We start from the raw sequence: 14,548 nt of genomic DNA, 5'->3' as shown, positions 1-14,548 counted from the left end.
GCCGAGTGGCTGATATCGGCCGCGTCATCGCTTGGCGAACAGTGATAATATTCAGCTATTAGTGTTGTGTGTCCCAGCACTTATTTCATTAGCACACTGGTAGTATTCACTGATGGTCGAAACCGTGCTGTTGGTCGGTATCGTAGCCTCGATTTTCGTCGGATTCAATATCGGCGGCTCGTCAACCGGGATCGCGTGGGGGCCGGCCGTGGGAGCGGGGCTCCTCCGAAAAGTCACGGCGGCCGCACTGATGACGTTCTTCGTCTTTCTCGGTGGCTGGACCGTCGGACGGAACGTCATGGACACCCTCAGCGGCGACATCATCGCGATCGAAATCTCGCTCGCAGCGGGCGTCGCCGTCCTCTTTTTTATCGGGCTGGGCATTCTCATCGCGAATATCTTCGGCGTCCCCGTCCCGACATCGATGACAACCGTCGGTGCGATCGCCGGGCTAGGATTGGTGACGAATACGCTTAATTTCGAGACGATCGGATGGATCATCTCGTGGTGGATCGTCACGCCGATCCTCGCACTCTGGATCGGTGCGACCGTCGGCCGGTATATTTACCCCGAACTCAATCGACGGTTCGAGATCACCGCCTCGGAGGGGCCGTTGCTTGCTCTGAATCGCAGCGGCTCGATTCCGACGATCGGTCTCGGGCCGAACACGACATACCAGGAACTCGGTGGAACGATCACTGTCTTGATCATCGGCTGTTACATGGCGTTCAGCGCCGGTGCGAGCAACGTCCCGAACGCCGTCGCGCCGCTGGTCAGCAGCGGCGCACTCGAGGTGAACACCGCCATCATCGTCGCGACGGTCGCGATCGGTCTCGGCGGGTTCACCATCGCCCGACGGACGATGGAATCCGTCGGAAGCGAACTCAGCGATATCCCACTTCTGGCAGCGCTGATCGTCATGATCACTGCCTCGACGATCACGACCGCACTCTCGTGGGCCGGCATTCCGATCAGTCTCGTAATGGCGTCGGTGATGACGATTGTCGGCCTGGGCTGGGGGCGAGCAACCCGTCCCGTGACGGCTCGAGAGGCCATTCGTGGGGATGTCGACAGAGAAATGTCGATGGGGGCACTGAAGACAGAACCGGACGCTCCAGTCACACGGATCGGCGAGGAAGAGTCTGAAGAGGCCTTGAATGCAGATAATCTCTTCAACCCCCGAGCCATCATGAAGTACGTCTCAATGTGGATCATCGGCCCGTCGATGTCGACGCTTCTCGCCTACGGGTTCTTCCTTGCGGTCCCGTTCGTCTGACAGAAAGGTAGCGGAAGCCTCGTCTGGAACGGCGAGGAAGTCAGGTCCCGCCGCGTTTATTCGGGTCGGTGTTGTAGCTTGCGTTATGGTTTCGCGCGTTCTTGTTCCGATGGACGGCTCCGAGATGAGCGAACATGCTCTCAAACATGCACTCAAAGCCTATCCGGACGCCGAGATAACCGTCTTGCGCGTCGTTGGCGAACCGTCACCGCTGTGGGGAGAGGCATCAGGCCTCGCACTCGCCGAAAATCTCGAAGATGCAGCACAGGATCTTGCAGCGCCGACATTCAATCGTGCACGTGAAATCGTTGCGGACGCCGACGGCGATGCGGGTCTCGAGACCATGGTCGAACTCGGCCATCCCGTTCGTGCGATCCTCAACCGAGCCGACGACTACGATACGGTCGTGATGGGGAGCCATGGTGGCTCCATTACAGATTCCCTCTATATTGGCAACGTCGCCCAAAAAATCGTTCGTCGATCGCCGGTTCCGGTCGTGGTCGTTCGGTGACCGATGCGTGGTCAACTGCCTGAGAATCCGCTGCGAAATGTGATGAACTAGTGGACGAACGTCTTGACATCCTCCACACGACTGAAGTCGTGGGCTTTCTCCTCGATGTTCTGTAAAAGACGGTAGCGCTGCGTCGGTCCGTCGCTATCGGCACCGATATCGATCAGTTGTCGTCGGTGCGCTCCGTCTGATCGTCGTCAGTAGATCTATCGATCAACTCCTCGATTTCGTCCTCGCGAGGACGGCGATCGATGCGCTCGTCGACGGCTTTGACCTCCGCTTGCATCTCGTTGAGCTGTTCTCCGACGGTTCGTTCGATGGCCTCTTCGACGGTTTCGCCCACCGTCTCCTCGACAGTCTCTCCAACCTGTTTCTCGACGGTCTCGCCCACCGTTTCCTCGACAGTCTCGCCTACCGTTTCCTCGACAGTCTCGCCTACCGTTTCCTCAACAGTCTCTCCGACCTGTTTCTCGACGGTCTCGCCCACCGTTTCCTCAACAGTCTCTCCGACCTGTTTCTCGACGGTCTCGCCCACCGTCTTCTCGACGGTCTCGCCCACCGTTTCCTCAACAGTCTCTCCGACCTGTTTCTCGACGGTCTCGCCCACCGTCTTCTCGACGGTTTCACCTACTGTCTCTTCGACGGTCTCTCCGACCTGTTTCTCGACGGTTTCGCCCACAGTCTCTTCGACGGTTTCGCCCACGCTCTCCTCGACCGATTCCTGGACGGCCCTGGTCATCCAATCGGGATCGAAGCGTGCCATCTTCCAGACGACGTGGATGACGTACGAGGCAAACACACCGATCCCGAACGCGATTCCAACGTTCGTGCCGAGAACCATGATCAGCAGGATCGAGAGCGCAATCAATGCCCCATAGGCAAGGTCGACGGCCGCGTCGACTCGGACCGGATTCAGCACGGATGATCGCCACCGACACGTGTGAATCGGACCGTTCCCGAGCGTTCGTCGACAGGGTCGATTCCGACGTATCGAGGAGACGACCCGGTTCGTCCCTGATAGTCTCTCGAGTCGAGTTTCCAGTCGAAGTCCATGACATTGTATTCCTTGGTGTGGATGATTGAAGTTCTTTAGGATCGAACCGAGCCTAGTCGGCCGCTGCGGCCACAAATAGGCGCGTTTTTAGGGGCGGATGATGTGGATACGGATGTGACAGAAGTACTGCTTATCGTGGGGCTTCTCGTTTCGGTATTCGTAGGCTACAATATTGGAGGCGCAACGACAGGACCCGCGTTCGGGCCAGCCGTCGGTGCCAATGTGATCACAAAATTGATGGCTGCGACACTGATGTCGATTTTCTTTTTCGTCGGTGCGATCACCATCGGTCCGCAGGTCGTCGAAACCCTCGGCGGAGAGCTCGTCGAGGACACCGCCATCTTCACCCTGCGCTCGAACGTCGCCGTCCTCTTTTTCATCGGCGGGGCGTTGTTCGTGGGCAACTATGCCGGTGTCCCCGCCTCGACTTCGATGACCGCGGTGGGAGCGATCGCTGCCCTCGGACTCGCAACCGGCGAACTCAATCTCGCGGTGCTGGGCGAGATCGTCGTCTGGTGGATTGTTGCCCCAATCATCGGATTCTGGGTGGCCGGCATCGTCGGTCGTTACTTTTACCCGCGGATCAATGCGTGGGTCGCTATCGAGGGTAACCGGGAGGGGCGCGAGATGGTCACGATCGACCGCACGGGCCTCGTTCCGCGACTGCAGTTCGGAGAGAATGCCAACCGACGCGAGATCACGGGCGCGCTGGTCGTCGTCGGCATCGGCTGTCTGATGGCCTTTTCTTCCGGGACGAGCAACATCGCGAACGCAATCGCGCCGATCTACGGCACCGGCGATGTCGAGATGGTGCCCCTGATCCTGATCGGCTCGGCAGCCGTCGCCGTCGGCTGTTTCACGATCGCCCGTCGTACCCTCGATACGCTCGGTAACGACATCACGAACCTCCCGCTAACCGCTGCGATCGTCGTCGCGATCATCAGTTCGGGGATCGTCATCGGGCTCTCGTGGATCGGGATTCCAGCGAGTTTCGTCGTCATCGCGACGATGAGCATCATCGGACTGGGCTGGGGGCGCGCAACCCGGACGACGACGCTGTCAGAGGTCAGGGCCGGCGAAGAGACCCGCGTCTCCGTCGGTGCCCTGACCGCCGAAGCGGAGGGCGAACGCTCACCAGAGATCGGCGAGGAAGAGCCCGAAGACATCCCGAAAGCCTCCGATCTCTTCGACCCCTCGACGACCGCTCGTGTCATCCTGATGCAAAACGTCGTCCCGATCCTCTCGACCGTCGGGGCGTTTCTCACCTTCCGATTCCTTCCGATCTTCGGCTTCTAGGCGAGCCGTCGTGGTCGGCCGCTCGAGTCCGATCGGCCCGCATTCGACCGTTCCCGAGCGCGGCAGCCAGCATCGTCATCGAAAGCGGCAAACGTGACGAGACATGTGCCCGTTCGTGGCGGTTTTTTCGGTTTACCCGCCGTTTTCCGCCATTTCGTTCAACGTACGGCGACAGTCACCGATCCAAATGTGTCAATTTAACCTGAAAGTCAATTTAGGACCGAACAGCAAGCTATACCAGTACGGGACTCGAACCGGGGAGTGATGCCCACGGTAGAATACCTCAACTACGAAGTACTGGACGACCAGGGCTGGGAAATGGACGACGACGACCTCTTCGATCAAGCTGCCGACGCCGGCCTCGACGAAGAGGACTACGGCTCCCTCGAAGTCGCCGAAGGCGAGTACATCCTCGAGGCCGCTGAGGCCCAGGGCTACGACTGGCCCTTCTCGTGCCGTGCAGGCGCCTGTGCGAACTGTGCCGCGATCGTCTACGAAGGCGAGATCGAAATGGACATGCAGCAGATCCTCTCGGACGAGGAAGTCGAGGACAAAAACGTCCGTCTGACCTGCATCGGTTCCGCAGAGACCGATGAGGTTCAGATCGTCTACAACGCGAAACACCTCGACTACCTGCAGAACCGCGTCATTTAAACAACGCAGACACGCGTTGTGCGGCACGCGGGTGCTGTCGAAACCGTCATCGATTTTTTGAGTCATCGTTTGGTAGCAGCGCGACTGTCGAGTATAGCAGTGGACTCGAGCGTCGGCTGCCGTCCAAGCGCACGGCTTGAAAGTCACCTAATCGGTCTCCGAGACCCGCTCGTGGCCGAGCAGATCGACGGAATAGCAATTGAAAAGGGCCCTCGAGCGAAGACTCGAAGTGAACGAGGAATGCAGGCAGACAGCACCGGCGGCGCAGGGGACAGCGGCGACCGGCGCAACGGTCGCGTCATCGCAGGCGACGAGAACAACGTGTGGGCAGCGAACCGTGACGTGGACACGTCGCCAGCTGGGCGAGACTGAGACGAGATGTGGCTGGAACGACCGATCGACTGGGAGCTCGTCGTGGCCGTGCTGGCCGGGATCGTTCAGGGAATCGTCGAGTGGTTGCCCGTCTCCTCACAGGGAAATCTCTCGCTGTTTCTGACACTCGTCGGAACGTCGCCAGAGCACGCCCTCCAGCTGGCGCTGTTCTTGCAACTGGGGACGACGCTCTCCTCGACGCTGTACTACCGCGAGGACATCGCCGAGAGTCTCGCGGCGGTGCCCGAGTGGCGACCCCGGACGGCGTTTACGGGGCCGAACGCGGTGACGACGTTCGTCGTCGTGGCGTGTGTGGCGACAGGACTGATCGGATTGCCGATCTACTTTCTGGCCATCGACTTCGCGAGCGAGTTGAGCGGCGGACTGTTCATCGCGGCGATCGGCCTCTTGCTCGTTGCGACCGGCGTCGTTCAACTGGCCTCGGAGTCCGTCGAACTCGCCGACAGGGCCGAGCCGACGCTGCGGGACGCTGTGCTCGTGGGCGCGTTCCAGGGCCTGTCGATCCTGCCTGGCGTTTCTCGATCCGGAATTACCACGAGCGTGTTGCTCTTCCGGTCCTACCAGGCCCCCTCGGCGTTCCGACTCTCGTTTCTGCTGTCGATTCCGGCCGGACTCGGCGCCGGCGCGCTGACGTTCGCGACCGAAGGTGGGATTCCGGGTGTCGGCCTCGAGGCCGCGACTCTTGCGCTCGCGACGAGCGCGGTCGTCGGCTATGCGATGATCGGCCTCCTGATGCGGGTCGTCGAGCGGATTCCGTTCTGGATCGTCTGCTTCGGCCTCGGCGGACTGGCAATCGTCGGCGGCGGCATCGTGACGCTGCTGACGGCGTGAAAGAGAAAACCCAGACAGAGGCTCGAATAAAGGAGAAGGTCGAAAAGCCTGAAAAAGAAAAGACGGACAAGAAGGGCGTTACCACACACGGTCGGACGAACTCACGGTTCCCGCCGTTTCTCTAGTCGGCGTCGATGCCGTCGGCCGCCCTCGAGGCGACACGCGTCTTCACTCTCGGTCCCACGATATCGGTTTTGATAGCGACGCCCGGTGCTCGCGCGTCCCGTCCCACCACGTCCGGAGTCGCCGTTTGTATCGCTCGAGGACCGATTCACGCCGATAGCCGACGGCTAGGTAGCGCACACGGCTCGTTCCGGTCTCATCAGTCACGTCCAGCACGTCCGCGTCTGCGAGCACGTCGGCATCCAGCCGAAACTCGCGCCGCGGGCCGTCGTCAGTCTCGGTGCGTGTGCCGCGTGCCTGCGTTACCGTCGGCCAGAGCGCATCGCCGTCGTTGGCGACGGCAGTCACCACCTGGACACCCGGATCGGTCCATACGACGGCGACGGTCGCCTCGTCGGGGGCGGGTGGCAGTGTCACGAACGAGTGGTGCTCCGAAAGCAGTCGTACGGTCGTTCCCTCGTCCGGCTTGGGTGGGGCCTCAAGGGACTCGGATTCCTGTATCGATTCGAGCGACATATGTTACCGCCCACCAACCAAGAATAAATAGCCATCGCCGAAGGCGGCTGCTGGGCGGTACTATAGTAGCCATGGAACATCCCTGCACACCAGATCGCATGACGGCTGTGCGATCAGTGTGTCCATCATATCAGTTGGTACTATAGGTGCCCGCCTTACCAACACAATCGAGATCCCCGAGCTCGAGACACGCGAGACGCAGGAATCGCTCATCGGGACCGAATCAGAGCGTGGTCGTATACGCATTCCCTGGGCCGCACAAGAAGGATTTTTTCACGTATCTTATTACTTGCAGAAATTGTTCAATAAGCGATCCGATCATTACTCGTCACGAATCATGGTAACTGCCGCAGGTCAGTCGTTCGAGAGCCTTTGTCTCTCGTTACCCTAATCAAAACTACGGCGCTCAGTCCAACCACACTGCTTTTACGACGCTTTACTGTGACCTGCTTGTTTTCATAACCACAACTCTAGTCCGGAAGAGAACTACTGCTGAGCTAAGTCGCAAAAAAGATGTGCCCGCTCCAAATCGATACGCTATCTCGAGGACGAGGACAGGATGGGGTTTCGAAGAGACACAGCCACAGCAATGTACATTGACATCCTCCTGCGCCTGAAGACGCAGGAATCCCGAGCGGTGGGAGTTTCAGGTTTACAACCATGACTCCGCCACTTTTCGGGAGTTCGCGTCTAACCCAGTCGTCGTGGTCGGTGGCTGTCTGGCCATGCCAAGTGGCCGTTACTCCTATCCTCAGCATCGTTGACACCCATCTGTTGTTTTTGCCAGCAGGAAGTCGCTGACGCATCGACGGACTCGGAGGTATCATCGGGCTTGCTCAACCGACGGGCACGAGCCGAATCCTTCAAGGATTCGCGTTCACCGCGTTGGCGTTTCGGATACTGTCTCATTGGATTAGCGGGTTGACCGCCTCCGAAGGTCGTTCGGAATCCGCTCTGTTCCGACCTGACCTCGCCATAATGTAGGGTTTCTTGTGATTTGAACGTTAGGATTGGAAACTCGGGCTATGCTTCTGTCAGTGGGTGGCATCATCGAGTGACGGCGCGTATCCACGGCCAGAAGGCCGTGGTATTGCGCCTGTTCCGCATATAAGGGCTCCTCGAGAGTTCGGCAGTGCTGACCAAGCCATCATTAGGTGGCCTGATCGTTCATAATCGGTTCCAGGCTATCGATTTGGGACGAAGAGCGTGATCTAACCACCACCGTGGATATCAGAACTACAACTCGTCTCAAAGATGGAGGAAAGAGAGACGATTGGATTCCAAACCGTATACGACGTTAAGAGTCACTGCTCGAGTTCAGGTTCGAGTTTCGTCTCTGACCTCCCATCACTGAGATTTTCGCGCCCGGTGAGGGATTCAATCTCGAGTTCATACCATTTGATCTCCGTGTCAGTCGAGTCCTGTCTGACGGGTGTCTCAACATACGCAGCGTTCGTAAAAAAGATCGCTGCAGCCCAGTTTGCAACGGCTTCACTCGAGAGCGGAACCAACGATCCGGTGGCGATCGCACTCTGCCACGTACCGTCAGCGGCGTACTCGTAGGTCGTCAACGTGACAGTGTTGCTCGCCTCGAGAAACTGCTGTTTGTGACTTTGCTGTTTGTGACTTTGCTGTTTGTGACTTTGCTGTTTGTGACTCGCTGAGTCAAGCACGAACTGTATGATACAATGTTCCATCTCCAGGTCATACCCATACGAAATCGGAAACCCATGTCCATCGTTACTGTCCGCAAGTGAAAGCACGCCGTGGCCACGACTCGCGAAAAATTTCTCGGCCATTTTCGCAGATAGGTCATCGCCAATGTTAGCCATATATCATATTTTCTGCCCTGGGTTTAGTCATTTCCGATTGATATTTTTCGGGTATGGCTACGACTCGAGTGACATTATTGTGGCACCGTCGCCCGGTATCGAGAAGATGTCGCCGATCACGGTGTCACCACGACTGCCAGTTCCCTGATTGCTTTGCATACCGCCCTCGAGTTCGCTCTTCGATCCTCATTGAGAGAGACATCGGCCAATCAATTCCTAGCTCACCCTCGAGAGGGCATCATACTCCTTCTTTCGGGCAGTTATGCCGATTATGAACTGGAGGAGATTAACTCCGAACGGTTTAGGTGCTGTTTCGAGGCGCGTGTGAACTGGAGTCCAAATATGAGTTGCGTTCGTCTCGGTCTACGGATGGAAGAGGCCGAGTGCTTTGGGGCGTCCGGAACTTGAGGATATCTGTGGTCATGATCACGAGAACCGAAGATTCTCGAAGGACTTGACCCGGAAGCAGTTCACTCACTCCGACTGGGGAATTCGCCAGCTTCCGTTCGGTCTAGTAACCACTCCGCTGGATAGACAGCAGTCATACCAGGGGTATCAATACGGAACTGTTGTGGTGGTGTCGTTTTGGCGTATGTTTTCTCGACTCGAGGATCGCCTTCGAGTGGATCAGTAAGCGCAGAGAGGACCTTGTGGCCGTCAGCTTGCTTCATAACGACCCAAATTGCCTCCTCGGGATCACAGGCGGCCATCTTGTCGTAGTCGTCAGGAACTGCACGGTGAACGTCGTTGTTGATCCGTTCGACTTCTGCGGTGACGATAATCTCACCATCGGCGTCGGTGCCTGCGAGGTCGAGGCGGTGGTTATCATCGTCACCGAGATCATAGTACGGGATAACCTCACAAACTGGCGAATCAGGATCGTCAGCATAGGCTTTTTCGAGATATCGTCTGGTAACTTCGATTCCGAAGACGTGTTGGCTTGATTCTTCGAGATCGCCGATACCATGTCCGTAGTCGACACCCTGTCGATAACTCTCGCCGATTTCTGTCCGGCCAGCAGACGAAACCGTGTACAGCCGGTGTGGATGATCCGTATCGTGTCGTAAGAGATCTGCCTCGAGAAGTGGTGTGATTTCGTCGGTTTCAATCCCAACGTACTCTTGGAGTCTGATCATCGAGTCATGGAGGAGATCGTACTCGAGCGGATCGTATCGAAGTTGCTGGGCGTTATACACCGCCTGAAGGAAGAGTAGCTGGCGATCCGTCCACTCGGATGCCTCACGTTCGTCCGGTGTGAGCTTGAGCGAGAGTTCACAGACTGGGATATCATCGGAGTCGACGTCATCAAGCGTGTGACAACACTCGATTGTGCGCCGCATCCCATCGATCGTTGGATCGTAGCGATTGTCACAGGCTTCACAACACAGTGCATCCATCACTTCGTCGTACGTGACACAGTCGGGCAACCGTGTCGTGTGGGGAAGCAACGAATCGACCCGGAGAGAACGACTCTCAGTGGCTGTTGGATTGGGATTCGATGTGCCCTCTCTCGTATTCCCATTGGCATCGGCTGGTGTGAGTTCGTAGTTCGATCGGAGACCGGCTTCGTTCCAGGTCTCGAGTTCGGCCAGTTCGAACGCTGTTGTAAACTGCGTTCGTTGGTCACGTGTAAGCGGTGTCTCGCTTGCTGGATGGCCATCTGGTGCAGGGAGTGACCGGCCGAGAAATGGCCGTGGTGGCGGTGAACCGAACGCTGCAGCCGGGCGGATAAGCCACTCCCCGTGACGAATCGCTGCAAGCCGTCTTGCAACCTTGCCAGGTGGAAGGTCGTCAGTCGCAAGCGCTTTCGCAAGTTCGTCTCCGATACTGACGTTGCCGACGACGAACGTGCCGATTTCGTTGAGTGCTTCTTCGTACGTGTGATTCGACGGGTCAGGGGATTCAAGTTGCCCGGGGAATTGGACACCAAGCATCACCGACAGGCCAAACGAGCGCCCTTGTGAGAGTAACGTATCGACTAGCTGTGTCGCTGCGACGTCTTTTGCTTCCTCGAGATAGAGGTTGACCAGCGGTAGCTGTTGTGTCGTCGGCGAGGCTTCTGTGCGGGCTTTCAACGCAGTCCACAAATTCGAGAGTAAGACGAGCGTGAGCGCACGCTTGACTTGCTCTTCCATGCCGCCGAAATCAAAGATAACGACCGTGTCGTCGTCAATGACGTCGATAAAATCGAACTGCGGACTCGCGTCGTCTCCGTTCTCAGACGCGACTTGGTTCGAAGTTTCAGTTTCATCGTCTGTGTGCCTCGAGGGCACGTAATCAAATAACGGGGCGAGTCGGTCATCAGTCGCGATGCGTTCGACTCGCCCAACAGCGCCACCAAGCACCTTGTTGAAGACGTCTCGATCGCGTTCGAGCAATCCATCGAAATACGCGGTGAGTCGTTCATCCGATGTCGGAGGTGGCGTCCGATCGCTCAGCGTCTGTTGAAGTGCCTCGAAGAGCTCTGCATGAGAGACGGCATCGGTACCATGGACTGGATCATACAACGCTCGAAGATGGTTGCGTATTGCTTTGGTTGACTCTGGCGCGCCGTGGTACTGTTCTTTTCCCAACAAGCCGGCAAGGATCTCTTCGTAGTGTCCTGCAATTCTCGAGCGTGCCTCTTCGCGTGACAGTCCGGCATCGAGTAGTGGTCGAATATCGAAAACCGACAGTGCTGGCAGTGTTTTTGTGAGGTCAAAATACAGGACGTCCTCGAGGGTGCCATACTGTGCGTAATGTGTTTGGAGGTACTCTTCGGCAGTTGTACTCCCTTTGTAATCAAACAGGATCTCTGGGCCTGCTGTTGCTTCAACGTTAGAACCCAGGGCACCGATAGTGAGGACGGATTTCCCAGAGCCGGTATCGCCGACGACGAAGAGGTGTCTATCTTGGAGTGATGGCGGTAAGACAAACGGCTCTCCGTATGGCTGGCGATCTTCAGTCAGTGGCATACACAGTGCTTGTCCCTCGCCAGCGTATCGCTCGAGGTGGTGTGATGATGGAAGCGAGAGACCGGTTCGCTCTGACTGGCGCGTTCGCAGCGCTCGCTGGCCGTGTGTGGTAAGACCAGCGCCGTCGATGAAACAAAATCCAGGGAGTTCGTCGGGTGTGGCGACGATTCCAGCACTTTCGTGTGTGTTCCATGGGAGTCGGTTTTCAGTGGCTTCGTATGTTGGCTCGTGACAGGTTCGGTCAATGAGGTCCTCAAAGAGTCGACTGGCTGGCGGAAGCGTGCCTGTGTGGAGGTCCTGATCAGTATAGACATGCCCGCGGATTTCGTGAAATGGGCCGCCTAGGTGAGCAAACTCGTTTTCAAGTCTGCGAACGACTGTGTCTGCGTTCTGTTGTGCTCCGCGTGTGAGTGCCACTGCTCGAGCGGAGAGACAAAACGTCCGCTGAAGCGCTCGCGTTTCGAGATCTGCAAGGCGATCACGGTAGGACGTCGCGAGTGCGCTGCGATCTTGGCTTTCTTTGGTTTCGTTCGGGAAGACGAAGTTGAGTGCTTTGTCCGCTGTCGTGACGACACCGTTCTCAAGGTCGGCTCGATACAGTTCTGTGTCCGCGCGCTGGTCACCAAAAGGCCGACAGACGAGTTGGTAGATCACCGGAACATCCGCATCGGACAGCGTCTCGAGAAGAATTGAAAGCGGGACACGATGTGATGTGTCGTTGGGAGTCGAGGTGGTTTGCTCCTCAAATGACGTTAGTGATGTGAGCCAATCTTTTCGGAGGGGCGTGTGGCCGCGATACTCGATGCCAGCAGCATACTGGGGGGCTTCATCAGAGGCTGAGAGATGCTGCTCGACCAATCGTGGATGCCAGTCGACGTGTGTTAGTTCGTACGTCTTTGGAAGGGCTGTTCGAAGAATCGCCTCGAGATCGTCGAGAAATGTATCGTCAGTGGTTCCAACGAGATATCTGATCTGTGTGTCTGAGCGGCCATCTGCAACGAGCAGCCATTCGATGGTTGGTGTCGGCGATGTGGATTTGAACACCGAACTGATGCCTAGATTTGAGGGTTCGTTCAGTTGTTCATACAGCATCGTCATCGACTGGGTAACCGAGGCGTGATTGAGCGGTTTTGTTGACGGCCGAATTTCGATATACGATCGTAACTCGAGGTTTTCTGTCAGTGGTTTTGCTGCTGTCTGCGCTCGTGGGTCGTTCATCGAATCCGAGGCTAGTGTGTTTCTGTCGGCATTGGCATCAGCCTCGGACGCATCGTCAGTGGATGAAGTGTGTTTGTGTGTTGCCATTATGAGTGAGTCACACAGCTTGCGTCGGTGGAAGACTATCGTGCTGTTGTGGTTCTTATAATATACTATTTTTAGTTTGTATTAAAAAGAGTGTTTTGAGAATGGATTTACAACTGACATAGGTGTTCGATGCAGTCGTGTTTCAGAGATGGTGAGCGATCTCGACACCATCTGGTGGTACAGTGGCGATAACAGTAGCTACCAAAATAGACTGGTTGAAGTGATCTCTCGAGTACGAGGGTTTGTGTGTTTTTTTCGTTCGACCGGTCAGCGATTCGGCCTCGAGTTCGTATTCTGTGTTGGTTTCGTGCTGGGTGTATATGTTGATATTAGTAGCTTGTTATGAGCGACTGCTATAGCTGGACAGCAACCGCACCGCAACAAGATTTCGACCGCCTGCCGGTTGTGACAGGAGGAGATAGCCGTTGCGACACAACTATTGCATTGACAGCGGTGGTTCGTTCGGCCAATAGCGTTTCCACAGGTGAATGCATAGACGAGGCAAGTCGAGTATCTCGGGTCTTCGACCCCGAGCCGTTCACGTGTCACGGAGAGATTGGCGTGCGATCGACCGGGTGGTGGATAATTCAATATCATCGAACGTATCGTCTTCTTCAAGCGTCTCAATGACGGCTTCAACCGGTTCAGTGAACGTGAACATTAGCCCGTAATACCTATTTCGAGATGAAGGAACCGTGATCGAATTGATGTTACCTGCTTCGAAATGAAGGCACCACTATCGAAATGAAACCGGAGAAAAAGAAGATAGGAACCTTCCTGTCTCCGTCTGAAAGCACATTAATCAGGTCAATCTCGGCCAAGTGAGACACCGTAATCGAAGTGAATTTGCAAAAGGAGTGTACAGAAGCGAGATGTACGACTTTTGTGGCCGGTGAGCCACTGAATCTGCGTCCAGCGGTTAGATTTCATTTCGACAAAGGTGTGGGTGAGGCAAGTTCTCTAGATCTTCTACAGGCGGAGCAGGCCGAATGCCTCGGGGCTTGACCCCGAGGCGGTTCACAATAGATTTCACTTCGAAAAAGGTGTGCGAGAAGTCTCAGTCTCAACAGGAACTGGTGGCGCGATTTCTTTGTCAGAAAGATTTTGCGAAACAGCTGTTACGTGTCGGTTGAGTAAGCAAACTGCCTCGAGGCCCATATGGTCTCGGTCGGGGCTTTCGGGGGTACACGACCGACGTGCGGTTCCACGACGGAATCTTCGCACTTCAGCACGGAGAGGATATCAGCACTTGCAGACGGTTCCGCTATTCTGTTTCTTCGTCAAGTCGGAACGTCGTACGGACCGGTTCTGGGAGAGGCGGTCGTGGGGCTGTTTCGTGTCGCTCAATTTTCTCGGGCTTTCTTGTTTTCTGGTGAACGGCTCGTGCCATTGGAACGCCCTTGAGATAGTTGAAGTCCCCGAGGATATTGGCACCATACTCGGTAAAGCCGTAGAATTTCCACGGCAAGCCGCGTTTTTTCTTGTTTGGGGGATACTCGTAGATCGCAAGGATGTCCGCGTCAACGAGTACGTCCAACTGCTCTTCGACGGTCTTTTTCGATTTACTCGGGATGAAATGGTTGATTTCAGCCGCCGATGCGAGGATTTTCGGGTGGCCCACGAGTGCCTGAATGATGCTGTGTCGAGTTTCCTGTGACAGCAGCTCCATCAGCTCACGCTGTCGCTCTAAGGGGTTTTCCTCGTTGTCGGCTTTCGAATGCGCAGAGATGTCGGCCATGTTGATTGGATGTACGGTTCCGGGCCACATAAGCACACGGGAACAACTTTACTAAGTTAGACCAG

At 56.4% G+C, this 14,548-nt stretch carries 11 protein-coding genes; 6 read left to right on the top strand and 5 right to left on the bottom strand.

What is annotated here, in order from left to right; genetic code table 11:
* Positions 1-112: 112 nt before the first annotated feature.
* Entirely contained in the window at positions 113-1,276 is a 1,164-nt protein-coding gene (locus GCU68_RS07370) for an inorganic phosphate transporter (RefSeq protein WP_152940298.1), read from the top strand.
* A gap of 85 nt (positions 1,277-1,361) precedes the next feature.
* Positions 1,362-1,787: a universal stress protein gene (locus tag GCU68_RS07365; RefSeq protein WP_152940296.1), complete on the top strand. Its 426-nt coding sequence runs from the start codon at positions 1,362-1,364 to the stop codon at positions 1,785-1,787.
* Between the two features lie 163 nt (positions 1,788-1,950).
* On the opposite strand, the gene GCU68_RS07360 is transcribed toward GCU68_RS07365, so the two are convergent.
* On the bottom strand, positions 1,951-2,706 hold the full coding sequence (locus tag GCU68_RS07360) for a DUF485 domain-containing protein (protein ID WP_152940294.1): 756 nt from the start codon (positions 2,704-2,706) through the stop codon (positions 1,951-1,953).
* A 249-nt stretch (positions 2,707-2,955) separates the two neighbouring features.
* Here GCU68_RS07360 and GCU68_RS07355 point away from each other — a divergent pair, with 249 nt between their 5' ends.
* The 4 genes from GCU68_RS07355 to GCU68_RS07345 all read left to right on the top strand — a co-directional run bounded on the left by GCU68_RS07355 (position 2,956) and on the right by GCU68_RS07345 (position 6,015).
* On the top strand, positions 2,956-4,137 hold the full coding sequence (locus GCU68_RS07355; RefSeq protein ID WP_152940292.1) for an inorganic phosphate transporter: 1,182 nt from the start codon (positions 2,956-2,958) through the stop codon (positions 4,135-4,137).
* 264 nt (positions 4,138-4,401) lie between these two features.
* Positions 4,402-4,791: a ferredoxin Fer gene (fer, locus tag GCU68_RS07350; RefSeq protein ID WP_152940290.1), complete on the top strand. Its 390-nt coding sequence runs from the start codon at positions 4,402-4,404 to the stop codon at positions 4,789-4,791.
* A gap of 240 nt (positions 4,792-5,031) precedes the next feature.
* A complete protein-coding gene (locus tag GCU68_RS21940; RefSeq protein WP_264373478.1) occupies positions 5,032-5,163 on the top strand; it encodes a hypothetical protein in 132 nt (43 codons plus the stop codon).
* Positions 5,164-5,169: 6 nt separating this feature from the next.
* Positions 5,170-6,015: an undecaprenyl-diphosphate phosphatase gene (locus GCU68_RS07345; protein WP_152940288.1), complete on the top strand. Its 846-nt coding sequence runs from the start codon at positions 5,170-5,172 to the stop codon at positions 6,013-6,015.
* Between the two features lie 168 nt (positions 6,016-6,183).
* On the opposite strand, the gene GCU68_RS07340 is transcribed toward GCU68_RS07345, so the two are convergent.
* The 4 genes from GCU68_RS07340 to GCU68_RS07320 all read right to left on the bottom strand — a co-directional run bounded on the left by GCU68_RS07340 (position 6,184) and on the right by GCU68_RS07320 (position 14,483).
* Complete coding sequence (locus GCU68_RS07340; RefSeq protein WP_152940286.1) at positions 6,184-6,654, bottom strand: hypothetical protein; 471 nt, start codon at positions 6,652-6,654, stop codon at positions 6,184-6,186.
* Positions 6,655-7,958: 1,304 nt separating this feature from the next.
* Positions 7,959-8,453, bottom strand: coding sequence for a pyridoxamine 5'-phosphate oxidase family protein (locus GCU68_RS07330; protein ID WP_152940281.1), 495 nt, complete (start codon positions 8,451-8,453; stop codon positions 7,959-7,961).
* A gap of 503 nt (positions 8,454-8,956) precedes the next feature.
* Entirely contained in the window at positions 8,957-12,532 is a 3,576-nt protein-coding gene (locus GCU68_RS07325; RefSeq protein WP_161991502.1) for an ATP-binding protein, read from the bottom strand.
* A 1,477-nt stretch (positions 12,533-14,009) separates the two neighbouring features.
* Positions 14,010-14,483, bottom strand: a complete 474-nt coding sequence (locus GCU68_RS07320) for an ArsR family transcriptional regulator (RefSeq protein ID WP_152940277.1) — start codon at positions 14,481-14,483, stop codon at positions 14,010-14,012.
* Between the last annotated feature and the right edge of the window lie 65 nt (positions 14,484-14,548).

The organism is Natronorubrum aibiense, assembly GCF_009392895.1.
In the GTDB taxonomy this organism is placed as follows: domain Archaea; phylum Halobacteriota; class Halobacteria; order Halobacteriales; family Natrialbaceae; genus Natronorubrum; species Natronorubrum aibiense.
This window is presented reverse-complemented; position numbering and strand designations above follow the sequence as displayed.

What these genes read in the sequence shown, in the direction of transcription:
- GCU68_RS07370 (WP_152940298.1), top strand. Translation starts at nt 113, where the DNA reads ATGGTCGAAACCGTGCTGTTGGTCGGTATCGTAGCCTCGATTTTCGTC.
- GCU68_RS07365 (WP_152940296.1), top strand. Translation starts at nt 1,362, where the DNA reads ATGGTTTCGCGCGTTCTTGTTCCGATGGACGGCTCCGAGATGAGCGAA.
- fer (WP_152940290.1), top strand. Translation starts at nt 4,402, where the DNA reads ATGCCCACGGTAGAATACCTCAACTACGAAGTACTGGACGACCAGGGC.
- GCU68_RS21940 (WP_264373478.1), top strand. Translation starts at nt 5,032, where the DNA reads ATGCAGGCAGACAGCACCGGCGGCGCAGGGGACAGCGGCGACCGGCGC.
- GCU68_RS07345 (WP_152940288.1), top strand. Translation starts at nt 5,170, where the DNA reads ATGTGGCTGGAACGACCGATCGACTGGGAGCTCGTCGTGGCCGTGCTG.
- GCU68_RS07340 (WP_152940286.1), bottom strand. Translation starts at nt 6,654, where the DNA reads ATGTCGCTCGAATCGATACAGGAATCCGAGTCCCTTGAGGCCCCACCC.
- GCU68_RS07330 (WP_152940281.1), bottom strand. Translation starts at nt 8,453, where the DNA reads ATGGCCGAGAAATTTTTCGCGAGTCGTGGCCACGGCGTGCTTTCACTT.
- GCU68_RS07325 (WP_161991502.1), bottom strand. Translation starts at nt 12,532, where the DNA reads ATGCTGTATGAACAACTGAACGAACCCTCAAATCTAGGCATCAGTTCG.
- GCU68_RS07320 (WP_152940277.1), bottom strand. Translation starts at nt 14,483, where the DNA reads ATGGCCGACATCTCTGCGCATTCGAAAGCCGACAACGAGGAAAACCCC.